We start from the raw sequence: 24348 nt of genomic DNA, 5'->3' as shown, positions 1-24348 counted from the left end.
TGAACTGAACATATCCAGTGTGAACCCGTAACCGGACAATAACAAACCACTGTCGGCCCCCACTTTTCCCCTCCCCTGTTTCAGATAACTTTTTCCTGAACCAGCGAATGCAGATGCCTGATCCGCCGGCTGAGAACCGAACAGATCTGCAGGGCAATGCGGGGAAATTCCATGGCGGTTTCCTTGAATTCCTGTTTGTGAAGGAGGAGAAACCGGCAGGGGGTCATGGTTCGGATAGTGGCGGACCTGGGGACGTCATCAATCAATGCCATTTCCCCAAATGCGCTGCCTGATGACATCTGGTCGATTGATTCCTCGTTGCTGTTTTCCCCTTCCATGATTACCGATACTTTGCCGGCAATAATCAGGAAAACGGTTTCGCCAGCACTGTTTTGCTTGATCACATCCTTTTTTTTATCATATGCCCTCTCCTCGGTAACACCGGCGATGGCTGCCAGTTCCGAGGCGCTCAATCCTGAAAATATTTCGATTTCTTTTAAAAGAAGTATCTTTTCTCCCAGAGATAATTTTTCGGATGAATCTTCCCCATTGGTTTCCCCGGACTTTTTGTTTTTATTCCATAACATGTCAACTTCCCGTAAAATATGCGGGTTATCAGATTGTTTCAAGTTATGGATCAGATCCTGGTTGATGGATATGTCTGGTGTTTCTCGCAGAATCCCCAGCCCAATGATCACATCTACCCAGTTTGCAGAGGAAAGCAGATTTGATACTGCCTGTTTTCCCTCTGTGTCAAATGTTTGTATTTTTGTAAGCTTTCTGCCTTCTGTCAAAGCCATTGAAGGGTTCGGGCTTTCCAGAAGCGGCAGCATGGTTTTAAAGGTTTTGTTGTCTAAAGCATTATTAAGCAGTTCAATGGCATTGGCCCGTTGGCGGGAGTCAGAAGAGAAAATTCCCTGCCAGGCGGATTTCATCCGTTTGGTCTGGTCATGGATGGCCAGAACCTTGAGGATGTTTTCCAATACCATCTCTTTTTTTCCCACAAGATGTTCCATGGCAAGATCCTGCATCCCGCCCCGGGGAAGATTTTCCAAAGATTGGGCCATGGCCAGGTATTCATAGGCTTTAGAAAGATTTTTTTTAGCGAACAGCAATACATCGAAGTCTTTTATATCCAGGGTTTCCAGCAGTTTAAAAAGTCCCCGCCGAACCCGGGTGGATGGCAGTGCCAAAGATTCCACCAGCAGCAGATTGTTCTGATAGTCCGCAGCCTTGATTTTTTCAAAGGCAAAGTCATGGATGGCATCTGAAGGATCTCCCAGCAGGTGAATCGCTTTTTTCAAAGTATCATCATTTGTTATGGAAAGGGCGTCCAGAGCCGCCATGCGCACTTCTTTATGATTATGATCCAGGTAAGACAAAGCGGCTGAATGGCCTGCCTCAGCCTGCAGCCGGGACAGGGCTCTGATGATATCGGGTATAATCGGATCGATTTCAGGTTCCTTGAGCAGGGACTGGAACCTGGGAATATATTCCTGGTTTCCGCTCAATCCGGCACAGATAATACCGGACCGGCGAAAGGGTGTATCTGTGCGAGACAGCCAGTCCTCGATACATTGATGCAGCGATTCCGGCTGGTCTGCATACCGGCATGCGCAGGCAAATCCCCTGACCACCGGGTGAGAACTGTTTATATAGCTGGAGAAATCAGATGGATTCACAGCCTGGATACCGTGGCGGAAGACAAACTTCAAAATGGCGATGGTGGTTTCATGACGCTGGGAGGACAGATACCCGACCAGATCTTTTGCGGCCCGGGGGCCGTATTCAGGAGAAATCATTTTGATGAGGGCCACTTGGGTATCCTCATCCTGGTGGCCCAGGTTTTTGAGAATCAACTTATCCAGCCGGTCTGGAGAAATTTTTTTCAACAGTCCGGCATACCAGAGTGCATCGTTGCCCCGGGCAGCCAGAAACAAGGATTCCAGGTCTGCCAGTGTTTTTTCCTGATTAAAAATCTGGCCCAGTTCTTTTTGGTCAAGACTTTTGATATCCAGCAGGTTTCTGGAAATCATGTCCAGTAAAATCTTTGAATACCTGGCCTTGAGCACAAACGGGGCTGCCGCCCAGGCGATGAGAAATGGCAGGGCCACCAGGGTCAGGTATCTCGGATGAAATAAGGGTGTGGAAACAAGAATCAGTGCAGATCCTGTGAACAGGGCCAGTCTGACAACAGTGCCCCGTAAAAAAGGGCGGATCATGTCCCGGTAGGATTCAGGAAACAGACCGATGAGAATACTGTTGGCAGGGCCGTTAATGGTGGTGCGGATGATGTTGGTGGACATCTTGGCATACATGGCTGAAAATACGTCAAATCGGAGCAGAAAAGCCATAAACGCCAGCATATAGTTGAAAGGGTGGAACATGAGGGCCACAGGCATTCCCCACCGGCCGTAAATACGTCCCACAAACAATAAAACAATCAGGCTGACGATATACAGCACTCCCCTGAAATTACCGAAAAACTGGATCATGGCACTTTCCGAGGCAAACTGTTCATTAACCGCATAATTGAACTGGTAGTTCATGATGGGAATGAGTACATTGGGCATGAATGTCAGAACCAGGACAATTTTTACCAGGATGGAATCTTTTACCAAGGGGTATACCCGTTTGATTTCTTCCATCATGGGAGGCCTTTTTTTGCCGGATTTTCCTGTTTTTTCGGTAAATATCAAGGTGGCGTAACTGCGCCCCATGGCCTGGATCATCAATGCACCAAAAATAGTGGTGACCAGATACAGATACAGCAAATTGTCCATGCTGAACAGGCTTGCAAAATACGGGGTGCCGAAACTGCCTAAGATGAGTCCGATGACCCCCCCGGCCGTGAGCAGGGGAAACAGACGTTTGGACTGGCGGGTGTTGAACAGATCATTGCACATGTTCCAGAACAAAAGGGCGGCTGTCCATAAAAAAAGGCTGATTTCCTCTTCATAAATTTTGAGAAGATCCAGCAGTTTTGCGCGCATCAATCTGTCTCACGGACCAGCCTGAATCCGGTGGTCTGGAACCTGGCGCCGGGATGGGCATAGGTTCGGTTGGCGCTTCTGAGAAACTGGCCATATTTGTACCAGCTGCCGCCCCGGCGTACCCTGGGCCTGGAAGAGAAAAGATCATAGGTGTTGACCCCGGGGGTGCGTATGTCATCGGTATATACATCTGCACACCATTCCCAGACATTGCCGTGCATGTCATAAAACCCCCATGGATTGGGGGCAAAGGACCCCACCGGGGCAGGCCCGTTTACCGGCAGTCCCACAGACCGGTAATAATCACAGCAATCGCACAATTTTTTCTGATTATTGGCATACATGCCCTTGGAACAGTCAATCTCATTTCCCCAGCTGTATGCGGTGGTGGTGCCGGCCCTGCAGGCATATTCCCATTCCGCTTCCGAAGGAAGCCGGTATTGCGCGCTGCCTTTTTTGTTGAGTTTTCTGATAAATTTCTGGACATCATAAAAAGAGACACGGGTGACCGGGGTCCGGGCTGTGCCTTCTCGTCTGATAAACCAGCTGTTTCCCATCACCGCCCGCCATTGTTCCAGGGTTACTTCGGTCTCCTGGAGATAAAACGGTTTTCTGATATGAATCTGGTGCTGTGTTTCATTGCTTGTCCGGTGTTCTTCAGTTTCAGGGCTTCCCATGAGAAATGTGCCGGGAGCCACCCGGATAAAGGTCATGCCCAGATGATTGGTGATCTGTTTTTCCTGGCCCTCAGCAGCCTGGATTACACAGATCAGACAGAAAAAAAGGAACCAGGACCACCATTTTACCGGTATTATGCCATCAAAGGGCACAAATTGTCTGTTCAGGTTGTTTTCCATTAGTGATAATCCTTAATGTTACTATATTAAAAATATTGATAATATACGCCTTTGTATTGAGGTGGTTCAAAGTCAAAGTAATATCACGCACCGGTCAGCGGCAGGACGGTAAGGCCGATTAAGAATAATACCAGGCACTGATTAGCACAATACAGGAAAAAATGTATTTTCCGCCGGCCGATTATGTATAGTGGTTTTTTGAATTACCAACCGGAAAATGATGATTTCATAAGGACACAGCTGTTTTTGGTTGACAAAAAGCCGACCGGGAAAAAAGAAACCAGGCACCACCCTTTCGGGTCTGGGTGCCGGGATGTTCCTCCGGCGAAGAGGCATATTCCCGCTTTGCTGCCGGGCAAAAAGTACTTGCTTTTTCATGCATGCTCTGCAAAAATGAGATATAATTTGCTGGAGGAAGAACATTGAAATCAGTCGTTATTTTCGGCGCCGGAATCGCCGGATTAAGTGCCGCCCATGAACTCAACCAGTTGGGATATCAGGTATCGGTGTATGAAGCCATGGAACAGCCGGGCGGATTTTTCAGAAGTGCCCGTTGCAGTCACAATAATATGCCCACGGAATATTCCTGGCACGGCATGGACCCATGGGGCGGAAGAGGGATGGCTGTTGCTCAAAGGGCCCAGCAGCGAATACTGGTTCGAGCCCTGGATCGCCTGTCTCCAGGAAAAGGGAGTCGAATTCCACTGGCAAAAGCCTTTGACAAAAATTGAATTTGACGGCACAACGATTCTTTCCACTGCTTCAGGCGACGAGACAATTGTCGGTGATTACTATATCCTGGCCATTAATCCTTTTGCCACGGCACAAATTTTAAGCAAAACTCCCGAACTGGCAAAGCTGGAGGTTCTCCGATTGTTTACGCCCCTCGTCCAGGATGGGCCGCATACCCAGGTATCCTTTCGGGTGGCGTTTTCAGAGGAGATCCATTTTCCCCGTGAAAGAATGGCCGTAATTGTGACTGATTCAGAATTCAACCTGACCCTGTTTGCCGAGGAACAGGCATGGAACAAGGACGTGGATCTGGGAAAAAACGTGAAATCGCTGTGGACCGGAACCTCCTGTATCAGCAGTGTTCCCGGCAGGATCTACCATAAACCCGTCAATACATGCACGAAAGAGGAGTTCAAAGAGGAGGTGAAGGCCCAGATATTGCGCTGCGGCGCGCTTGATGAAATGATCCGGGAAGCGAATCAGGGGAAAGCGCTGAAGGATTTTTCGATGATGGAAATCGAGGTCTGGCATGAGTGGGAATTCTCTGCTGAGGGAATCAGGCCGTATCAACCCAAATGGGTGAACAGTACCACTACCCAGCACTTTATGCCGCCCCAGACCACACCGCTTGCCAACCTGTTTCTCGCCGGTGCGCATACCCAAACCCAGACCCATGTCTGGAGCATTGAAGGCGCCGTGGAAAGTGGCAGGAGAGCCGCCAAAGCCATTGACCCGCGAGTCGCGGTGATAGACCAGTACATTCCCGGATGGGTCAGGGTAATTTCCAGAATTGATGATCTGCTCTATGCGGTTAAAGCACCGCATGTTATTGATTTGACCATTGCCCTGCTCCTTTTTCTGGGCTTGTGGTTCTTGCTTTAATTTTTCCTGGCGAAGGACGGCAACCGCAAGAACGACCCGCAGGATCTCATGGGTAACGATGATATCCGTGCCGTTGCCCCTTGGCTTGCCACCCAGCCCCAGTCCAATGCCAATTCAGCCGACGTTAAAATCCGTGTGGCTGATTAGCGGCGTTGATGCAGTCGGGTGAAAAAGAGCCCTGAAAGAAAACAAGGAGGACTGCCTGATGAAGATTCAACCGTCACTTACCACAATCTCGCTGTTGGGGATGTGTCTCGCCGTACTCATGTCGGGGGGATGCGCCGCGCTGCAGAAAAGCGCAACAGAGGAACCTTCACGCCGGCTCGATGGTGCGGAGGCCGGCGAACGCGTTACCTCGGCGGAGCTGGATCAACTCACCCGCGGCTTTGCCGACCGCTACGTCGGCCTGCTCTATTCCGTCTGCGACGCTTTGAAGGAGGATAATCCTGATCCCGAGCAGCGCCGAGCGGCACAGATACTTCTCGTGGACAACGCCACCAACATTTACGACATCGCCAGTAATGCCGACGCGTTCACCCGCGTGCTCGATTTGGTCGTGGTCACGACACTGGTCAGTCAGGAGTGGGACGTGGACGGCAGGGCCGTGGCTGTGTTCGGTGAGCGAGGCCAGGCGCTGGCCGACGCCCTGTCTCAGGCCAGAGAGGAAACGTGGGTGCTTGCCGCTCGTGTGCTCTCCGCCGAACAACTCGACATTCTGGACTCTCTGCTGCAGGACTGGCGAAAGGAGAACCCGAAAGTTGTTCGCGCCTCGTTTGTTCGCTTCTCAAACTTCGCCATCGGGCGGGGCAAGTCGGCCGCCGCGCGGGTGCTCGAGGCCCGGGGTCTCTTCGAGGAGATCGGAGAAGCGGCGCAGTCCGTCGACGAGGCACGAGTGCTCGCCGAGCGAACGTTCTATCGGCTCAAGCGCGAGTCCACGCTGCTCCGGTGGCAGGCGGCGGCGATGAAGGCCGATTTGGTCGCCACCCCTGAACTCAACACGGCACTTGCCGACGTGCATTCGGTGACCGATCAGATCGAGCAACTATCCGCAAACATCGCGGCCGAGCGGCAAGCCATCCTCACAGGGATCGATGACCGTTTGCAGCGTGCCGATGCGACAATCGCCAACATGCGGGCCGCTGTAGACGAGGCAGACACGTTCGTCGCGTCGCTGAAACCAGCGAGTGAATCATTCAACGAGATGCTCACGACGGCGGATAGCCTGTTTGCTCGGCTTGCGGCCTTGACCCGGTCGAAGACGGGCAAGGAGGGGCATACCTTTGACATCCGCGAGTATAAGCAGACGGCCAAAGATGTGACGCTCGCCGTGGAGGAAATGAACGAGATGCTCACGAGGGCGGAACACCTGTCAGGATTGTCAGATTTGAAACACGGGATGCAGGAGGTGAATGATTCGGTCGATGGGCGGATCATGACGGTGGCCGATCAGAGCCAGGTGGTGATGAATGCGTTTTTCTGGCGCGCCTGCGCCTTGCTGGGTGTGCTGTTCACGATGCTCATCTTGTACCGGGTAATTTCACTCCTGCTCATGCGGAACATAGAAAGACGGCAGGGCACAGCCGAAAATAAAACCAGCCATGCTCTTTGAGTCCGGAGAAGATAATAACGTCACCTGCGGTTTGTGGCATCGGTACGGCAGGCTGCAATCGGTCTTAGATAATATGCCTGATCATGTGGCTCAGATCGGCATTGCATTTTTACTTCCATCTTTGCATCATTTTCTTTTAAATCAACCGAATGCATGGTAGGATTATGTTTTGGGAAGTCAAAAATGTAATTTCTTCCCTTTTGTCCCCGCACACACGGCAGTTTGAGACCAGCACATATGGGAGAAACAGATGGAATCCGCTAATCTGTCATTCAAAAGCATTTTGATTCTTGCTTTTCTTATTATCGCCACCTGCTGTGCCCTGCCGGACGTATCCCGGGCAGAAGACCATCTGCTGACCCTGGAAACAGCCATCACAACCGCACTAAAAAACAATCCGGATATCCGGATGGCCCGCACCCTGATCAAAAAAGCCGAAGCTTCGGTCAAAAAAACCGAAGCGGTCTTCTGGCCCAAGGTAACGGCTTTCAGTGAACTGTCAGCAGGTGATGCCCCTTCTGCCTACCTGTTTAAAACCATTGACCAGAGAGAACTGCCCCCTGATGTTGATTTTAACGATCCCGGGTCGTTCACCAATACTGAAGTGGGCATCATGGCCGGGATAAGTCTGTATAACGGCGGAAAAAACCGGCTGGAAAAGCAGCTGGCACAAAAAAAACTCGCAGACCGGACCGCACTGGCCCTTCAGACAGAAAATGACCGCATCGCTGCGGTGATCCAGATGTTTTTCACCGCGCTCAAAGCCAGGGAATATATCCTCATCGCCCGGACATCGGTGCAGACGGTGGAAGAACAGCTGGATATGATGACGGTGCGTTTCAGGGGCGGCAGTGTTTTAAAATCAGATATTCTCTCTTTGAAGGTCCGCCTGGCTGAAGCAAAAAAAAACCTGGTGGAAAGCAAAAACACCCTGGCCACCACCATGACAGCCCTGGCCACACTGCTCGGGCATACACCCGGCTATTCTTTTTCTCTTTACCCGGACCCGGACAGCACCTGTATGGTAAGCTTTCCCGAATCCATTGACAAAGCCTGGGCCCTTGCCCTTGAAAAACGGCCGGAACTGCACCGGGCAAAGCAGCAGATCGATATGGCCAGAACGGCTGTATCCCTGGCAGCGAGCGGCTACCGGCCCAAAGTTGACCTGCAGGCCCGGTGGTATATGGACAGTGATGATTTTTCGTACAATACATCAAAGGACAATTACACCGCCAGCCTGAATCTTGCCTGGGACCTGTTCGACGGCTTTGCCACCCGGGCGCAGATTGCTGAAGCCAGGCATGAACTGGAAAGGGCCCTGGAAGCCCGAAAAAAAATCCGGATGCAGGTTTACCAGGACGTAAAACAGGCCTATCTGGCGCATGAAAACGCACAACAGCGGCTGCATGTTGCCCAATCCAGTGTGGATATGGCAAAAGAATCCCTTCATATAGTAAAAAAGCGCTATGATGGCGGTGCTGAACCCATTACCCGGTACCTGGAGGCGGAACTGGACAGAACCAGGGCCGGCATCAACAAAGCTGCTGCATTTTATGACGGCAAAGCGGCAAAAATCGAGATCGCCCGGGCCATTGGAACCCTTTCCAGACTCTGGTCACAGGAGAAGTAAAAAAATGTCTTCACATATTAATAACACGACCTGCAATTTGATTGCAAAAACAGTATTGTCAGCCCTGCTGGTGTTTGCCCCATACCCCTGCCGAACAGCTGATGCAGATGCAGGGTATCAGCCGCAAAAAACAGTTGAAACAAAGGAGCAGACCGTTGCCCAGACCTATCCGGCCGTGGGAACTGTCCGGCCCAAAAGTGAAACCAGTATCAGTGCCCAGATCAGTGCCCAGATAACCGATGTGCATGTCAAAGCAGGACAGATCGTCACATCAGGCACCCTGTTGATCACCCTGGACAGCAGACAGGCCGCAGCCAGGCTGGAAAGTGCCAAAGAAGCGCTTCGCGGGGCCAAAGCCTCACGGGACAAAGCCCTCCAGGCCATCAAAGCGGCTGAAGCCTCTTATACCAATGCAAAACAGCATTTTGCGCGCATCAAAAGCTTTTATGCATCCGGTGCCGCCACCCAGCAGGAATTGGAAAATGCACAAGCCGGTCTTCTGAAGGCCCGGGCCGCATTGTCCATGTCCCGTGAATCCCTGGTGGAGGCAGAGGCAGGCATCCAGCAGGCCACAGAAACCATTACCGAAGCCACGGTACACCGTGGTTTTTCAAAAATCATTGCGCCTGTGGACGGAGAAATCATCCGGGTCCTGGTGGAACCCGGAGATCTGGCCCTGCCGGGCAAGCCCCTGGCAGCGGTGCGGACCAAAGGAGGCTACAGGGTGGAAGCCCATGTAAGAGAAGGCCTCATCAACACCATCAAAACCGGTTCCCAGCTTCAGGCGGTCATCCCCACCCCCGGCCTTTTTCTGAATGCCGTGGTGGAAGAAATCATTCCCTATGCCGATCCCAAGACCCGCACCTTTCTTGTCAAAGCCGCCATCCCGGCCAAAGAAGGCATCTATTCCGGCATGTATGCCAAGCTGATGGTCCCGGAAGCCCACAGAACCATCATCACCCTGGACAAAGAGGCGGTTATCCATGCCGGACAGCTCGAACTTGCCATGGTCAAAACCAATGGCACCTGGCAGCGCCGGTATATTACAACCATTCCCCTGGACAACACCCGCGTGGAAGTTCTGTCAGGACTGTCAGCCAATGAAACCATAGGCATCGGGGAGGCCCGGTGATATGACAGACCAGCAGCCCTCTGATCCCAAAGGCATTATTCCCTCGATAGTCAAGGTATTTCTCGGTTCAAAATTTTCCCTGATTTTTATCATCATTGCCCTTTGCCTGGGTGCTGCCGCCCTTTTTGTCACCCCGAAAGAAGAAGAACCCCAGATCGTTGTGCCCATGGCAGATATCTATGTCAATGCCCCGGGCGCAAGTCCCCGGGAAATCGAGCAGCTGGTATCCATCCCTTTGGAAAGGTTTTTATGGCAGATCGACGGGGTTGAGTACGTCTATTCCATCTCACAAAAAGACATGGCCGTGGTCACGGTCCGTTTTTTTGTAGGAGAAGACCGGGAAGATTCCCTGATAAAACTGCAAAACAGAATATCCATGCACATCGACCAGGTCACCCCCATTGTCGAAAAATGGGTGATAAAACCCATAGAGATCGATGATGTGCCCATCGTCACCATCAGTTTGTTTTCCGACCTGCTGGATGATGCCCAGCTCCACAGAACCGGCCAGGAAGCCCTGGCCAGGCTCAGCCGGGTTGAAAACACCTCCAGAACCGTTCTGCACGGGGGAAGGCCCAGAGAAATTCGGGTTGAACTGGATCCTGAAAAAATGTTCGGTTATGGAATTTCCTATATGAATGTGCAGCAGGCACTGCAGGAGGCGGATTTTTCTGTCAATGCAGGAGATTTTTCCAGAAACGACATAAGTTTTCCGGTGACCACCACCTCTTTTATGTATACTGCCGAGGATGTAAAATCTCTGGTTGTCGGAATAAAAGACAATATTCCCGTGTATCTGAGAGATATTGCCCATATCCAGGACATCCCCAGACAATCCGACAGCTACACGGCAATCAGTTTTTCAAACGCTTATGCAAAAGAACATGGCCAGTTTGTGCCCGGCAAACGCTACCCTGCCGTCACCCTTGCTGTTTCCAAGAAAAAAGGGTCCAATGCCGTCGCTGTTGCCAAAGAAATCATAGATGAATTTAAGCGGATTCATGAGCAGATCCTTCCTGATGGTGTTGATTATGAGATCACCCGCAATTACGGAGAAACGGCTGCCCAAAAAGTGTGGGGCCTTGTCACCTCTCTGGGATTTGCCATCGCCTCGGTGGTGATTCTTCTGGCTTTTGCACTGGGATGGCGGGAGGCATTGATCGTCGCCGTTGCCGTGCCCATCAGTTTTTCTCTGGCCCTGTTTGTCAATTACCTGTTCGGCTACACCATCAACCGGGTGACCCTGTTTGCCCTGATTCTTTCTCTGGGTCTGGTGGTGGATGATCCCATCACCAATGTGGAAAATATCCAGCGCCATATCAAAATGGGCCTGCTTGACCCGTTCAAGGCCACCCTGGCTGCGGTTGACGAGGTGCTGCCCCCGGTGATCATGTCCACTCTGGCTATTATTGTCTGCTTTGTCCCCTTGTTTTTCATTACCGGCATGATGGGGCCCTACATGGCTCCCATGGCGGTGAATGTGCCACTGACGGTAACGTTTTCCACCCTGAGTGCCCTGACCATCGTGCCCTGGCTGACCCTGAAACTGCTCAGATCCACTGCGCCCGAACTGATGGATCAGAATGATCCGGATACAGGATCATCAGACCGTATCTCAAAACAAAGCCGTTTGTTCCGCATCTACCGCAGCATTGTCCAGCCGTTTCTGGACTCAAGCACAAAACGCATGGTGCTGTTTGTGCTGGTGATTGTACTGTTGCTGATTTCCTGCTCTCTGGCCCTGTTCCGTCTGGTACCCCTGAAACTTCTGCCCTTTGACAACAAAAACGAATTCCAGATCGTTATTGACATGCCTGAAGGCACCACCCTTGAACGGACCAATGCGGTTGTACAGGATTTTGAAACCTTTCTTACAACCGTTCCGGAAATCACCAGCATGGTATCTTATACAGGGGACGCCTCTCCCATGGATTTCAACGGCATGGTCAGACACTATTATCTGCGCAAAGCAGATAATCTGGCTGATATCCGGGTCAACCTCACGGGCAAAGATGTGCGGGACCAGCAGAGCCACGCCATTGTTTTACGCCTGAGAAATGACCTGGAGGCCATTGCCCGTAAAAACAATGCCAAAGTCAAGCTTGTGGAAGTTCCGCCGGGACCGCCGGTGCTGTCAACCCTTGTGGGAGAGCTGTATGCTGATGCGGATGTGCCCTACCACCAGCTGATCCAGGCCGCAGACCACCTGAAAAAAATCATGGAAAAAGAAGCCTTTGTGGTGGACATCGATGACATGGCCCAAACGCTTCATGAGCGCATCGATTTTATCATCGACAAAGAAAAAGCCGCGCTTCACGGTATCTCCACCCGGCAGATCACCACCACCCTTCAGGGGATGATTCAGGGTATGACACCCGCGCATCTGCATCTGCCCAGGGAAAGAAATCCCTTATACATCCGGGTGATCATGCCCAGAAAACACCGCTCCGGCATCGTGGCCCTGACCTCGGTGCCCCTCCGGTCTAAAACCGGCAGCATGGTTCCTTTAGCGGAACTGGTGCATGTCCAGATACTGCCCAACCAGCAGCCCATTTATCACAAGAACCTTGACAAGGTGGTGTATGTGCTTGCAGATACTGCCGGCCGGGCCCCGGCAGAGGCCATCCTTGACATGCAGAAAAAACTCAGAAAAGACCCCCTGCCCAAAGGCATTCAGGTGAACTGGGCAGGAGAAGGAGAATGGAAAATCACCATCCGGGTCTTCAGGGACATGGGTATCGCCTTTGCTGCCGCCTTGATCGGCATATACATTCTTCTGGTCATCCAGTCCGGATCTTTTTTCATGCCGGTTCTGATCATGATGGCAATTCCCTTAACCCTGCTGGGCATCATGCCCGGATTTTTTATTCTCAACCTGGTGGCTGCCTCTCCGGTGGGCGAATTTTCCAATCCGATTTTTTTCACCGCCACCTCCATGATCGGCATGATCGCCTTAGGCGGCATTGTCATACGAAACGCCCTGGTGCTCATTGAATTTATCCAGGCTTCCCTGGAACAGGGCATGGACCTGAAAGAGGCGATTCTCCAGAGCGGGGCCATCCGGATGCGGCCCATTCTGCTCACCGCACTGACAACCGCCATCGGTGCATTTCCCATTACCCTGGATCCGGTTTTTTCAGGGCTTGCCTGGGCCCTTATTTTCGGCCTGGCTGCATCAACCCTGTTTACCCTGGTGCTGATTCCGGTGGCCTATTATGCCGTCTATCACAAAAGCAACGCATTCTGAGCGTTGGATTATACCCACATGCCACTGGCGCCATATCAAAGGGCTTTCAACTTCTTCTTTGTCAGGTTCAGTTCTTTATGGAAAATATCTGTTTCTTTCCACAGATACCCGGAAACCGGTGCTGCATTTTCTACAGCCTTGAACGGCTGAAAATGGGGGAAATCCTTTATTTCCGTCTGTAGGGAATCCTGGTATCTTCTTACATCATCGAGTTCTTGTAAGAACTTAGTTGAATACAGGTTCTCATATTATCGAAAAGGGTAAAATGCATATTACCAATAAAACAAACAATTCTCAAAAAAACCGTTTGATCATCGTATCCAACCGTCTGCCCATTGTCCTGTCCAAAGACAATAAAGGCCGGTGGCAGGCAGAACAGGGATCCGGGGGCTTGATAACGGCGCTGGCACCGGTATTGAAAAACCGAGGTGGGTTGTGGATCGGATGGCCGGGCACCTCCCGGGCCCACGACAAAAAAGCGCTGGAATCCGTGTTTACCCGGGCGGCCGGGGATTTCGGCTATACCTTTGAACCGGTTTTCCTGCCTGAAAGCCTGGTCAATGCGTATTATTTCGGATTTTCAAATCAGGTGCTGTGGCCCTTGTTTCACGACCTGCAGACCCGGTGTGATTTTTCGCCTGACTATTGGAACGCCTACCAGAAAGTCAATGAAATATTTGCCCGGACCATCGCCCAAAACATCAAAAGCCAGGATGATCACATCTGGGTGCATGATTACCATTTAATGGGGGTGGGCCAGGCCTTGCGAAAATTACACGCAACCGCAAAAATCGGATATTTTCTTCATATTCCGTTTCCGCCCCTGGACATTTTTCTCAAGCTGCCCTGGCGGTTTCAGATTCTTGAGTCCCTGTTGTGCTATGACATGATCGGTTTTCAGACCCAAAGAGACCGGCGCAATTTTGTCCAATGCGTGCACGCCATGCTCAACCACATCAGAATAAAAGGAAGGGGACAGGTGCTTTCCACCCAGGTCAACGGCCGCATGGTCCGGGTGGGCAACTTTCCCATCAGTATTGATTACAATGAATTTGCAAAAAAAGCCGGCACCCGGGCCGTGGAAAAAAGAGTGGATGAAATCCGCGCTGTATTTCCCTCTGATCACCTGATTCTCGGGGTGGACCGCCTGGATTACAGCAAAGGTATCCCTGAAAGACTGCTGGCGTTTCGCAATGCACTGCAGCGGTATCCGGAACTGGAAAAAAAAATCAGCATGGTTCAGATTGTGGTCCCCAGCCGGCAGCGCATCCCGGAATATGAAAACCTCAAACATGAGATTGAGCAGTTAATCAGCGAAATTAACGGCACATTCACCCGGCCCGGATGGGTGCCCATCCACTATCTGTATCAAGGCGTTGACAGAACCGAACTGACCGCTTTATACCGGGCTGCTGACATTGCCCTGGTGACTCCGCTCAAAGACGGGATGAATCTGGTGGCCAAAGAATATTGCGCATCCAATATCCATTTAGACGGGGTGCTGATATTAAGTGAGTTTGCCGGTGCATCCAGCCAATTGTATAAACACGCACTTCTGGTCAATCCCCACGATATCGAGGGCATTGCCGATGCCATTAACCAGGCCTGCCACATGGGTCTTGATGAACGCAAAAAACGCATGCGGGCGTTGCGCAAAATAGTCAAAAAAACAGACATATACTGGTGGGTGGACACATTTTTAAAAGCGGTTTTCTCCCATGATCTGGACACCCTGGGGCCATTGGAAGATTATATCCCCTCCCAGGAAATTTCGAACAGAAAAAACAGCGAAGCGCCTTGAAAAATTCAATGACTTCAAAAACGGCACAATAAGCGTTCCTGCTATTTTTGTCTCCGGGCTAACACCTATTTTAAATAGGTGATCCATCAGGTTTTTTATGACTTTCTGTCTTGTTGACGTAAAAGACGATTCCGTTTAGAGTTATAAATGAGATGAAAGCCGGAAAGTTTTAATCTGACATCCCTTCAAAAGAGTCCTGAACGGCGCAGACATACCGCCATCTTGAATTTGGTGCCCAACAGTACCCGTCGAAACATTAGTTTTCATGCCGGCAATAGAAAAATCAAAAGGGACCCAGGCAAAAAAAGACAGATTGGTGAAAGGAGATTATGCCATGTTGGGGACAACAATGAATCCAGGCCCGTTTGATAATGACGTTTCAACCGACGAGGTTGGATTGACTGAATTTCAATTCTATACAACCGAACACACTGTAACAGAAGACGTTCTGAACGCGCGACGGTCAAGACACGGGTTCGAACGAAACAGCATTTTGCTTGAATTGGAAAAATACCGGAAAGAAAATGAACACCTGAGATTCTTTGTCCAGAAAACGGCGCAAGATGCCATCAATGCAATGGAAAACGACCGCAAAACCGTGGCGAGAGAGATACATGACAGCATCGGCGGCAACTTGACTGCAATTAAATTATTCATGGAATTCAGAATGGACAGCAGTAACGTGTCGTCTTGTGAAAGCGGCAAGTCCATTGAGCAAATTATCAGCTATTTGACAGATACCATCAAAGAAACCCGTACCATTTGTCATCAATTGAACCCGAGAGAGCTTGAGGGTTTCGAACTGACGGACGCAATTTCAAAATTAATAAACAGAGTGAACCAATTTTTTCCCGGGATCCAGGTGGATTTTGAGTTTAAGCTTTCCGACGAGGTTATCTCTGAAAAAATTAAAACCGTGGTCTATCGCGTTGTTCAGGAAGCATTGAACAATATCGGCAAACACAGCGGGGCCGATGCCGTCAAAATCAGGCTGATCGCGGTGCATAATCTGATTTGGCTCAAAGTGGAAGACAATGGATGCGGATTCGATATCCATGGGCTTGAAACAGGATCGTATGACCAAGGCTTTGGACTGCGCGGCATGAAAGACCGCATCGGGCTCTGTGAAGGGACATTCCAGGTGCAGTCCAGTCCTGGAAAAGGAACCAGGCTGTCGGCAACGATTCCGAACAGGTGATGATGCAAGGAGCTACCCCGCAGTTATCTGCATGATTTGGCACGCCAAAATACAGTGATTTACTGATGGCCGTTTCTCCAATTGCCACTTAATATACTGTTCAGGATGCGGTGACCCGCCTGAATACAACTCAGCTGATGGCCATGAGTGCCGATCTGAAAGGACTTAATTTATGAATTTAACACAGAAAATCAAAGAAAAAAAAGCGGCAAACACAGCGGACTTTCAAACCAAAATTGAGATACTCTTGAAACTTGCAGTGATACCTGATTTAAAAATTCTTGCACCCAGAGTGTCTGTGAAAAATGGCACAGTGACCCTGGGGGGAATAGTGGATGCATTCTGGAAAAGTTCGTATATCGAAAATATTCTGGCATCGGAACTGCCCAATCAGCATGTGAAAAACAACCTGACCGTGGCAATGGCCTGTTTCCTGGATTCTTCCTGTCAAGCAGCCCATGAAAAAGAATTGAAAACGGTCCATGGTCCGGAAAAAACCCAGGAAGCCGTCCTCCAGGACCGCATGTCAGTCTGATTGATCGGATCGAGATCAATTTATTAATCATGCAAATATTTGCGAAATTAATAATTTTCTTTCCAAAATCAAGGCTAATTATCCCTGCATGCGTTTTCTCCGGCTGAAATCATTAATCATTGCCTTTGGCTTTTGTCTCTGCTATTAGATAATTTTATCCATGCGTGATGTCTGGATGAAAAACAACTGCTCAGACTGGGAGCCATCATGGAAAAAACACGTATTGTGATCGCAGAAGACAGCAAATTACTCAGGGAAGGATTGTGTCTGATGATCAATTGTGATGATACCCTTGAGGTTGTTGCCGAGGCGGCAGACGGATTTGAAGCCATTGCCCAGTGCCTGGAATATCATCCGGACATGGCAATGCTGGACCTGTCCATGCCGAAAATGGACGGTCTTTCCGCCATCAAAGAAATCAAACGCCAGATACCGGATATCAAGATCCTTGCTTTGACCATTCATGACACAGAAGACTTTATCCTGCAATGTTTCCAAAGCGGCGTGCAGGGCTACTGCCTGAAAGATTCGTCCCAGGATGACCTTTTAAAAGCCATCCGTCTGGTTTCATCGGGAAAAACATATATCAGTCCCAGCATCGCCGGCAAAGTCATGGAAGGATATCTTGAAGGAAAAAAACATCTGAAAGAACGCAGTTCATGGGACACCCTGACCCAGCGGGAAAAAGAAGTGCTGAAACTGGTGGCTGAAGGCTATACCAGCAAAGAGATCGCCGACCTGCTGTGCAACAGCCCCAAAACCATTGAACGCCACAGGGCCAACATCATGAGCAAGCTGGCTGTCAACAATGTGTCTCAGCTGACCGCCATTGCCATTGAAAAAGGCCTTGTAAATTCGTGACATTCCAGCCGCTGGATCCACCCGGCGGCAAAAACATACATACCAAACAGCCTTTTATACATCCTTGATTGACTGAAAATGGGGGAAATCCTTTATGTCAGTTTAAAGGGAATATTGGTATCTTCTTAATCTCATGAATTGATATATGCCGATACGTACGCACATTGAAAACCCCGGTTTCAAATGGTTTGCATTAATGGTCAAATTTTGATAGGGGGGCTCTAAACCGGAATGGGATGAGGATGAAACCAGAAAAACCCACATACCAAGACCTTGAAAATCAGCTGGCCCAGACCCAAAAAGTGCTGGCAGCCCTTGAGCAGGATCAGATTGACGCTATTTTTGGAGATGACCGGTACATGCAGCTGCTCAACCTGAAGCAAACCATTGATATGCTTTGCAGGAACGAACGGAATTTTCACGCGCTGGCTGATGCAAACCTCATCGGCATCGGATTTGGTGACAGCAACGGCAATGTCACTTATATAAACGATGAGATGCTGCGCATGACCGGATACAGCCGGGCGGATGCAATTGCGGGACGGATCAACTGGGAGACATGCCTGACACCTGAAAACTGCACTGAGGCAGGAACATGGTCGGAACGTCTGTTGAACCAGGAGGTGGTATCAGTCCAGGAATGGGAGTTCCTGCGTCCGGACGGGGGACGGACACCGGTTTTGGGTGCCGCCTCCCGGATCTCATCCCCTGATGGACACCTTGTGATAATCGCCCTGGACCGCACGCAGATACGCCAGGCAGAAACCCGTTCGTGGAAAAGTGACCAGCGGTTGCGTATGGCTGCAGATTCCCTGAATATAGGCATTTTTGAATGGAATCTTACCAAAAATACGGCTTGCTGGGAAAATGATCATATGTACCAGATTTTCGGACGGTCCCGCAAACAGCCGCCGCTGCGTTATTCAGATTTTCTGGAACAGGCCGTGGATTTTCAGGACAAAGAAGCGTTTGATCATGCATTTTCAAAGGCCCGGCATCCGGGGAATGTTTTTGCTTTTGCCTGCCGCATTCACCGACCGGACAGCAGCAATTTGTCCTGGATAGAGATCTCCGGCAAATTTTATCAAAACGATGCGGATCCATCGCTGTGCATGATCGGTATTGCACAGGATATTTCAGAGCAGAAAGCGTACGAACAAACCATAGAAAAAATCAATGACCAGCTGGAACAACGCGTCCGGGACCGCACAGCCAAAATCCAGCAGCAGACGGAGCGGATGCGGGTGCTGGCCAACAAACTCGGGCAGGCGGAACAAAAGGAACGCAACCGTCTGGCCGCCGTTCTCCATGACCATATTCAGCCGCTGGTGGTGGGAGCACGCATGCACTTATGGGATATTCATCGCAAAAACCATATCGACGATGCCCATAAAACCGCCCATAAAATTGAGAGTATTCTGGAAGAAACCCTGGCGGAACTGCGGTCTCTTACAGTGGATCTCTCTCCATCCGCCATATTGAACGATGGCCTGGCCGGGGGTGTTAACTGGCTGGTCACCTATATGAAAAAAAAGTTTAATTTTACCCTGACCCCCCGGGTGGAAGAACCCATTGATCCGATTTCGGAAAATATCTGTTTTCTGCTTTTCCAGTGTCTGAAGGAACTGCTTTTCAATGTGGTAAAACATTCAGGAGAAGACCAGGCAACGGTTTCCATCGAGCGGACACAAGATCAGAATATCCGAATAATTGTCTGGGACAACGGCAATGGATTTGAACCGGACACGTTTGAGGAAACCCAAAACAATACGGCCTCTCTGGGGCTGTTCAGTATTGAGGAACGGTTAAAAGATATCGGCGGCCGGATGAAAATTGCATCCGCACCCGGGCAGGGGACCACTGTTACTCTGACCGCCCCGGCCGGTGAAACCGATGAAACCACCACACCCCCCGGCCACCGACACCAAAGGCGGGCAGATGACAAGCCTGCTGTGCCGGAACGTAATCCAAAAGACAGTATCGGTATTCTCATTGTAGACGACCATAAACTGCTGCGCGAAGGACTGACCGGCCTGCTGCAGATGGAACCGGATTTTGAGATACTGGGAGAGGCGGCCGATGCTGACACGGCAGTTGTGCTGGCTGAAAAACTGACACCTGACGTGGTTATCATGGATGTAAATCTGGGAGAAAAAACCGGCATGGAAGCCACAGAGAAGATTCTGTCCAAAAATCCGCACATCAAGGTGATCGCGCTTTCCATGCACAGCGACAAAAGGGTCATCAATGCCATGTATCGCGCCGGCGCCTCGGTCTTTCTCAACAAGACGGTGCCCTCGGACACACTCATCGCCAACGTGCGCAGATGCATATCTGATGGCTGATCTTTGTTTTTTTCCCCTGCCGCTTACCTGCTGTTTTGATCCAGGGCTTCAAATCCTGAAACAATATCCAGCAGCTCTTCTGTGATGGACATCTGGCGCAGCTGGTTGTACTGGCTTTCAAGGTCCTCCATCAATTCTTCAATGTTTTTCTGTGCCCCCTGCATGGCTGCCAGGCGTGCGGCATTTTCACTGGCCAGAGATTCCACAAAAGCCCTGAATATGGTGATAAACAGATATTCCTGAATCAGTCTGGACAGCAGCTGGTCAGGATCCATGGTGAACATGGGCAGGCTTGCAGAATCCCAGGTACGATAACGATGCTGTGCAAGCCACTGGGCATCGATGGGCAGCAGGTGAACCATATGGGGGGTGTATCCGGCAGCGGATTTTGGCCGGGCATAAAACAGCAGCACATGGTCCACATCTGTTTTGGCCTGCCAGGTGTCAATGGCCATTAAAATCTCTCCCACATGGGGAGTGATGGTATGCACGGAACCGGGCAGTTCCCTTATCTCATCGCAATGGATGCCGGCATCTTCCAGCAGCCCCCCTGCCCGCATTCCCGCACATATCACGGGCATCTGCCCGGCATCTTTGCCGGGTTGCGTCAGTTGGTCCCTGGCATGGGATGTCACCTGTTCGTTGAGTGATCCGCACATGCCCTGGTCTGATCCGAATATGACGGCCCCGGGTTTTTTTCTGGCAGAACGCCGGGTATGCAGCCGGGTATCCGGATCATGGCGCAGCACGATACCCAGTGCCATATCAAGGGTATGGGCATAATCCACCAGAGATTTGGATGCATCTTCATACTGACGGATATTCACCGCTGCCAGCGACTTCATGGTCCGCACCACGGAGTGCAGATCACCCGTACTGTCGATCCGGCGTTTAAGCTGTGACAGGGTCTGCATCAGCGGATTCTTTCGTGATTGATTTTACGGCGTTTTGCGCCGCCTGAACCAGGGTGTCAATGGCTTTTTCATCAATTTTTTCCCCTGCGGTAATCTTGTCCATCACCTCTTTGTGGTCGGTATTGGCGGCCTTGCGTATGTTTTTCTGTGCCCGGGATATATCCGACAAAGGGATATCATCCAATACCCCGTGGGTCAGGGCAATCAGCACGGCAATCTGATCCGCTGACGGCAGAGGGGAATACCGGTATTGCTTTAAAATTTCGCGTATCCTTCGCCCCCGGGACAGTTTTGTCCGGGTCGCTTCATCCAGACGGGCGCCAAACCGGGAAAATGATTCCAGTTCTTCAAACTGGGAATAGGTCAGGCGCAGGTCTCCGGCAACGGTTCGGTAGGCCGGCAGCTGGGCTTTGCCCCCCACGCGGGATACGGATTTTCCCACATCCACGGCCGGCAGAATGCCTTCTCTGAAAAACAGCGGTGACAGATAAATCTGCCCGTCCGTGATGGAAATCAGGTTGGTGGGAATGTATGCGGAAATATTTTGTGCTTCGGTTTCAATGATGGGCAGGGCCGTCAAAGAGCCCCCTCCCTTGTCTGCAATCAGATGGGTGGACCGTTCCAGGAGCCGGGCATGGATATAAAAGATATCACCGGGATAGGCTTCCCGGCCAGGAGGTCTGCGCAGCAGCAGCGACAACTCACGATAGGCCCGGGCATGGCGGGTCAGATCATCATATACAATGAGGACATCTTTTCCCTGGTGCATGAAATGCTCTGCCATGGCCGTGGCCGTATAAGGGGCCATAAACTGCAGGCCCGGCGGATCTTCTTCCGTGGATACCACGGCAAACGAATAGGACATGGCATCATTTTTGGTAAGTTCGGTAATGACCTTGGCAAGGGCGGATCCCCGCTTCCCTATTCCGCAGTAGATGCAGACCACATCCTTTCCCTTCTGGTTGGCAATGGTATCCAGGGCAATGGCGGTTTTTCCGGTCTGCCGGTCCCCCAGGATCAGTTCGCGCTGTCCTCTGCCGATGGGAATCAATGTATCTATGACGGTGATACCTGTCTGTAAAGGGGTGGTTACCGGGGCACGGTCCATGATTTCCGGGGCCGGCTGTTCCACGGGCCGAAGGTCTGTCTGTGAAAGGGATGCTTTTTTGTCAAGGGGTTTTCCCCTTGCATCCACCACCCGGCCGATGAGTGCGTCCCCCGTGGGAACGGACATGACCCTTTCCGTGCGGTTCACCTCTCCGCCGGCATGCAGGGTATCGGTTTCATCCAGCATGATGACCCCGATGACGTCCATGTCCAGATCAAATGCCATGCCATACGCATTCGGTGTGCACAGCAGCAGTTCCTCGGACTGGACCCCTTTAAGGCCTGCAACCGTTATAATACCCGAACTGATGGATTCAATGCGGCCAAAATCCCGCACATGCAGTGCAGGATCATGGGTATCCAGTATGTTTGCCATGGTTGATATGAAATCATCCATGGCATGGTGTAGTTCATTGTTTTTGCGGTTCATGATCTTTGCTTTCAATGGCCTGGTTTATCTGTTTTTCCAGCGCACTGACATAGTCGTGGGCATGCCAGGTCATTTTTTTGCCGCCGGCGGCAAACGCAATCCCGAACACCAGTTCCGGTTTGACATCAAATGCAATATTTTTCAAATCCGGCAGCTTTTGTGATAGTGCCTTTTGAATTGATTTCTGCTGGCTTTCGGACAAATCAAATCCCGTGCTCACCCGGGGTTGTGTTTCAATCTCCCGGGGCAGATCTTCTTTGTCCAGATCTTCAAACCGGAACAGAAATTTTTTCACGGCCTGGTCCTGGGCCCGGGTATCTGCGAGATGGGACAGGGTTTTCTCCACCGTATCAAAAATAAGGCGGGCCGCCTGTTTTTTAAACCGGTCAAAAAAAGAGGTTTTTTCCTGTTCCAATGCAGTCTGCCACTTATTTTTCAAGCCGTCCACTTCCTCACGGGCCGCTTTGATCAACGATTCGCGCCGCTCTTTTGCTTCTTTGTCTGCCTGTTTCAACCGGGCATCCCACTCATCCTGCAGCGATTGTGTCTTTTTTTCAAAGCTCTCCCGGGATTCTTTGGCTTTGGCTTCCTGTTCTTCTGCCTTGTCAAAGCGCTCTTTGATATTGTTTTCCCGCTGGTCCATGGCCTGCTTGATCCGGTCAAACAAAAATAGCTTCAACAGCACCAGCAGGATCAAAAAATTCACGACCTGGGCCCCCACTGTAAACCAGTCAATCAACATGATATCCCTCTCAATTGGCTGCTGAAATCACATAATCCCAGAACGGGTTGGCAAACAACAGGATCATGGACACCACAAAACAGTATATGGCGGTTGATTCGATCATTGCCAGTCCCACAAAAAGGGTGCGTGTGATAGTGTTTTTTTCATCGGGCTGCTGGGCGATGGAACTCAAGGCGCTTGCCACGGCCCGACCTTCACCGATGGCCGGCCCGATGGCCCCCACGGCAATGGTAAGACCGGCTGTAATAACAGATGCCATACCGATAAAACTGATACTGCTCATATCATAATCTCCTTTACTGGTTGTCGTCTTTTTTTGTGTCTGTTTTTGTATCTGAATGTTCCTGGATCTGGGTGGCGGATGCAATATACACCATGGCCAGCACGGCAAAAATATAGGCCTGAATCAGCCCGGTCAAAAGTCCGAGCAATTGCAAAATCACCGGAAAAACAAAAGGAATGATGGCCAGAAGGATGGCCACAATCTTTGAACCGCTCATGATATTGCCAAAAAGCCTGACGGCCAGGGCCAGGGTCCGGGACAATTCCCCCATGATATTGAAGGGCAGCATGAATACCGTGGGCTGAATATACTGTTTGAGATAACTGCCCAGGCCCTTTTGGGCAATGCCGAACAGGGGCACGGAAATAAACACACAGATGGCCAGGGCGGCCGTGGTGGAAAGCGATGCCGTGGGCGATTCATACCCCGGTACCACGGTGAGCAGGTTGCAGGCGGCAATAAAAACAAACAGGGTACCGATAAACGGCATATATCTTGTTGCTCTCTGCCGGCTGATTTCACTGATCTGGTCCTGGATGCCGGAAACCAGAATTTCCAGTATGTTCTGCCAGGCACTGATTTTTTGCCCTGTGGACAGCCGTCTTGTGACAAGCCAGGATCCGATTACCAGCAAAACCATCACCGCCCAGGTAAACACAATGGTCAGGTTGAGGGTGATAAAATGGTATTGAAAAAACACCACCTGGTCCGGACTGATCTGCTTGATATCCATAAAATTCATACAGGTGATCCTTTTGTCCGAATCACAGCCAAAGGCTGCATTTTACCAATAAAAATCTTGCGCATGATCAATATCCCGGCAAGACAGGCAGTCATGCCGAGCCATTCACCATTTCCCGCAAAATAAACCCCTGCCAGGGTAACAAAAGATCTGAAAAGAAAACTTGCGACAAAAACAAGGCCGTAACGCCTTGTACCGGCAAACCGCTGCAGGGTAAGCCACAGACCGCCAAAGTGAAAATATCCGATCCCCAGTCCGACGGCCAGACAAAATACCATTTTTTGCAGATCATACCATGTCATTTG

General features: G+C 50.7%; 19 protein-coding genes. 11 read left to right on the top strand and 8 right to left on the bottom strand.

Annotation, left to right across the window (positions count from 1 at the left end):
* Nucleotides 1–80 precede the first annotated feature (80 nt).
* Entirely contained in the window at nucleotides 81–2993 is a 2913-nt protein-coding gene (locus DPO_RS04745; RefSeq protein WP_006964587.1) for an Npt1/Npt2 family nucleotide transporter, read from the bottom strand.
* Nucleotides 2993–3850: a formylglycine-generating enzyme family protein gene (locus tag DPO_RS04740; protein WP_006964586.1), complete on the bottom strand. Its 858-nt coding sequence runs from the start codon at nucleotides 3848–3850 to the stop codon at nucleotides 2993–2995. The genes DPO_RS04745 and DPO_RS04740 overlap by 1 nt, the downstream gene beginning before the upstream one ends.
* Before the next feature lie 422 nt (nucleotides 3851–4272).
* Between DPO_RS04740 and DPO_RS25780 the strand changes: the two genes are divergently transcribed.
* The 11 genes from DPO_RS25780 (at nucleotide 4273) to DPO_RS23710 (ending at nucleotide 19822) form a co-directional block, all read left to right on the top strand.
* Nucleotides 4273–4581 carry an FAD-dependent oxidoreductase gene (locus DPO_RS25780; protein WP_051069341.1) on the top strand — a complete coding sequence of 103 codons (309 nt, stop codon included), beginning with the start codon at nucleotides 4273–4275 and terminating at the stop codon, nucleotides 4579–4581.
* Entirely contained in the window at nucleotides 4568–5464 is an 897-nt protein-coding gene (locus DPO_RS04730; RefSeq protein ID WP_051069340.1) for an FAD-dependent oxidoreductase, read from the top strand. Before DPO_RS25780 ends, DPO_RS04730 begins: the two co-directional genes overlap by 14 nt.
* A 205-nt stretch (nucleotides 5465–5669) precedes the next feature.
* Nucleotides 5670–7073 carry a hypothetical protein gene (locus DPO_RS04725; protein ID WP_006964584.1) on the top strand — a complete coding sequence of 468 codons (1404 nt, stop codon included), beginning with the start codon at nucleotides 5670–5672 and terminating at the stop codon, nucleotides 7071–7073.
* A 250-nt stretch (nucleotides 7074–7323) separates the two neighbouring features.
* Nucleotides 7324–8703 carry a TolC family protein gene (locus tag DPO_RS04720; RefSeq protein WP_006964583.1) on the top strand — a complete coding sequence of 460 codons (1380 nt, stop codon included), beginning with the start codon at nucleotides 7324–7326 and terminating at the stop codon, nucleotides 8701–8703.
* Between the two features lie 4 nt (nucleotides 8704–8707).
* Nucleotides 8708–9835, top strand: a complete 1128-nt coding sequence (locus DPO_RS04715) for an efflux RND transporter periplasmic adaptor subunit (protein ID WP_006964582.1) — start codon at nucleotides 8708–8710, stop codon at nucleotides 9833–9835.
* A 1-nt stretch (nucleotide 9836) separates the two neighbouring features.
* Complete coding sequence (locus tag DPO_RS04710) at nucleotides 9837–13082, top strand: efflux RND transporter permease subunit (protein ID WP_006964581.1); 3246 nt, start codon at nucleotides 9837–9839, stop codon at nucleotides 13080–13082.
* 265 nt (nucleotides 13083–13347) lie between these two features.
* Complete coding sequence (locus DPO_RS04705) at nucleotides 13348–14883, top strand: alpha,alpha-trehalose-phosphate synthase (UDP-forming) (protein ID WP_006964580.1); 1536 nt, start codon at nucleotides 13348–13350, stop codon at nucleotides 14881–14883.
* Nucleotides 14884–15217: 334 nt separating this feature from the next.
* Nucleotides 15218–16081 carry a sensor histidine kinase gene (locus tag DPO_RS04700; protein ID WP_006964579.1) on the top strand — a complete coding sequence of 288 codons (864 nt, stop codon included), beginning with the start codon at nucleotides 15218–15220 and terminating at the stop codon, nucleotides 16079–16081.
* A 172-nt stretch (nucleotides 16082–16253) separates the two neighbouring features.
* Nucleotides 16254–16616 carry a hypothetical protein gene (locus DPO_RS04695; protein WP_006964578.1) on the top strand — a complete coding sequence of 121 codons (363 nt, stop codon included), beginning with the start codon at nucleotides 16254–16256 and terminating at the stop codon, nucleotides 16614–16616.
* A gap of 207 nt (nucleotides 16617–16823) precedes the next feature.
* Nucleotides 16824–17477 (top strand): response regulator, encoded by a 654-nt coding sequence (locus DPO_RS04690; protein ID WP_006964577.1) that lies wholly within the window; start codon nucleotides 16824–16826, stop codon nucleotides 17475–17477.
* Between the two features lie 242 nt (nucleotides 17478–17719).
* Nucleotides 17720–19822: a response regulator gene (locus DPO_RS23710; protein WP_006964576.1), complete on the top strand. Its 2103-nt coding sequence runs from the start codon at nucleotides 17720–17722 to the stop codon at nucleotides 19820–19822.
* Between the two features lie 23 nt (nucleotides 19823–19845).
* Here the strand turns inward: DPO_RS23710 and DPO_RS04680 are convergent, their stop codons facing one another.
* From DPO_RS04680 to DPO_RS04655, 6 genes are read right to left on the bottom strand one after another with little or no spacing between them, the layout of a single operon-like run.
* Entirely contained in the window at nucleotides 19846–20736 is an 891-nt protein-coding gene (locus DPO_RS04680) for a F0F1 ATP synthase subunit gamma (RefSeq protein WP_006964575.1), read from the bottom strand.
* The gene (locus DPO_RS04675) at nucleotides 20714–22273 is read right to left on the bottom strand and encodes an alternate F1F0 ATPase, F1 subunit alpha (RefSeq protein WP_006964574.1); all 1560 of its coding nucleotides are present in this window, start codon (nucleotides 22271–22273) and stop codon (nucleotides 20714–20716) included. The genes DPO_RS04680 and DPO_RS04675 overlap by 23 nt, the downstream gene beginning before the upstream one ends.
* Complete coding sequence (locus DPO_RS04670; protein ID WP_006964573.1) at nucleotides 22254–23015, bottom strand: F0F1 ATP synthase subunit B family protein; 762 nt, start codon at nucleotides 23013–23015, stop codon at nucleotides 22254–22256. The genes DPO_RS04675 and DPO_RS04670 overlap by 20 nt, the downstream gene beginning before the upstream one ends.
* Before the next feature lie 10 nt (nucleotides 23016–23025).
* Nucleotides 23026–23301 (bottom strand): F0F1 ATP synthase subunit C, encoded by a 276-nt coding sequence (locus tag DPO_RS04665; RefSeq protein WP_006964572.1) that lies wholly within the window; start codon nucleotides 23299–23301, stop codon nucleotides 23026–23028.
* 13 nt (nucleotides 23302–23314) lie between these two features.
* A complete protein-coding gene (locus tag DPO_RS04660; protein WP_006964571.1) occupies nucleotides 23315–24043 on the bottom strand; it encodes a F0F1 ATP synthase subunit A in 729 nt (242 codons plus the stop codon).
* Nucleotides 24040–24345, bottom strand: coding sequence for an ATP synthase subunit I (locus DPO_RS04655; RefSeq protein ID WP_160166893.1), 306 nt, complete (start codon nucleotides 24343–24345; stop codon nucleotides 24040–24042). The genes DPO_RS04660 and DPO_RS04655 overlap by 4 nt, the downstream gene beginning before the upstream one ends.
* Nucleotides 24346–24348: the final 3 nt, after the last annotated feature.

It is taken from the genome of Desulfotignum phosphitoxidans DSM 13687 (genome assembly GCF_000350545.1).
In the GTDB taxonomy this organism is placed as follows: Bacteria; Desulfobacterota; Desulfobacteria; order Desulfobacterales; family Desulfobacteraceae; genus Desulfotignum; species Desulfotignum phosphitoxidans.
The sequence above is the reverse complement of the archived record's forward strand: the minus strand, read 5'-3'. Positions and strand labels throughout refer to the sequence as shown.

Excerpts from the sequence above, each read along its gene's own strand:
- DPO_RS04715 (WP_006964582.1), top strand. The coding sequence starts at position 8,708 with ATGTCTTCACATATTAATAACACGACCTGCAATTTGATTGCAAAAACA.
- DPO_RS04655 (WP_160166893.1), bottom strand. The coding sequence starts at position 24,345 with ATGACATGGTATGATCTGCAAAAAATGGTATTTTGTCTGGCCGTCGGA.
- DPO_RS04720 (WP_006964583.1), top strand. The coding sequence starts at position 7,324 with ATGGAATCCGCTAATCTGTCATTCAAAAGCATTTTGATTCTTGCTTTT.
- DPO_RS04670 (WP_006964573.1), bottom strand. The coding sequence starts at position 23,015 with ATGTTGATTGACTGGTTTACAGTGGGGGCCCAGGTCGTGAATTTTTTG.
- DPO_RS04700 (WP_006964579.1), top strand. The coding sequence starts at position 15,218 with ATGTTGGGGACAACAATGAATCCAGGCCCGTTTGATAATGACGTTTCA.
- DPO_RS04665 (WP_006964572.1), bottom strand. The coding sequence starts at position 23,301 with ATGAGCAGTATCAGTTTTATCGGTATGGCATCTGTTATTACAGCCGGT.
- DPO_RS04660 (WP_006964571.1), bottom strand. The coding sequence starts at position 24,043 with ATGAATTTTATGGATATCAAGCAGATCAGTCCGGACCAGGTGGTGTTT.
- DPO_RS04680 (WP_006964575.1), bottom strand. The coding sequence starts at position 20,736 with ATGCAGACCCTGTCACAGCTTAAACGCCGGATCGACAGTACGGGTGAT.
- DPO_RS04675 (WP_006964574.1), bottom strand. The coding sequence starts at position 22,273 with ATGAACCGCAAAAACAATGAACTACACCATGCCATGGATGATTTCATA.
- DPO_RS04725 (WP_006964584.1), top strand. The coding sequence starts at position 5,670 with ATGAAGATTCAACCGTCACTTACCACAATCTCGCTGTTGGGGATGTGT.
- DPO_RS04740 (WP_006964586.1), bottom strand. The coding sequence starts at position 3,850 with ATGGAAAACAACCTGAACAGACAATTTGTGCCCTTTGATGGCATAATA.
- DPO_RS04695 (WP_006964578.1), top strand. The coding sequence starts at position 16,254 with ATGAATTTAACACAGAAAATCAAAGAAAAAAAAGCGGCAAACACAGCG.
- DPO_RS04710 (WP_006964581.1), top strand. The coding sequence starts at position 9,837 with ATGACAGACCAGCAGCCCTCTGATCCCAAAGGCATTATTCCCTCGATA.
- DPO_RS04690 (WP_006964577.1), top strand. The coding sequence starts at position 16,824 with ATGGAAAAAACACGTATTGTGATCGCAGAAGACAGCAAATTACTCAGG.
- DPO_RS23710 (WP_006964576.1), top strand. The coding sequence starts at position 17,720 with ATGAAACCAGAAAAACCCACATACCAAGACCTTGAAAATCAGCTGGCC.
- DPO_RS04705 (WP_006964580.1), top strand. The coding sequence starts at position 13,348 with ATGCATATTACCAATAAAACAAACAATTCTCAAAAAAACCGTTTGATC.
- DPO_RS04745 (WP_006964587.1), bottom strand. The coding sequence starts at position 2,993 with ATGCGCGCAAAACTGCTGGATCTTCTCAAAATTTATGAAGAGGAAATC.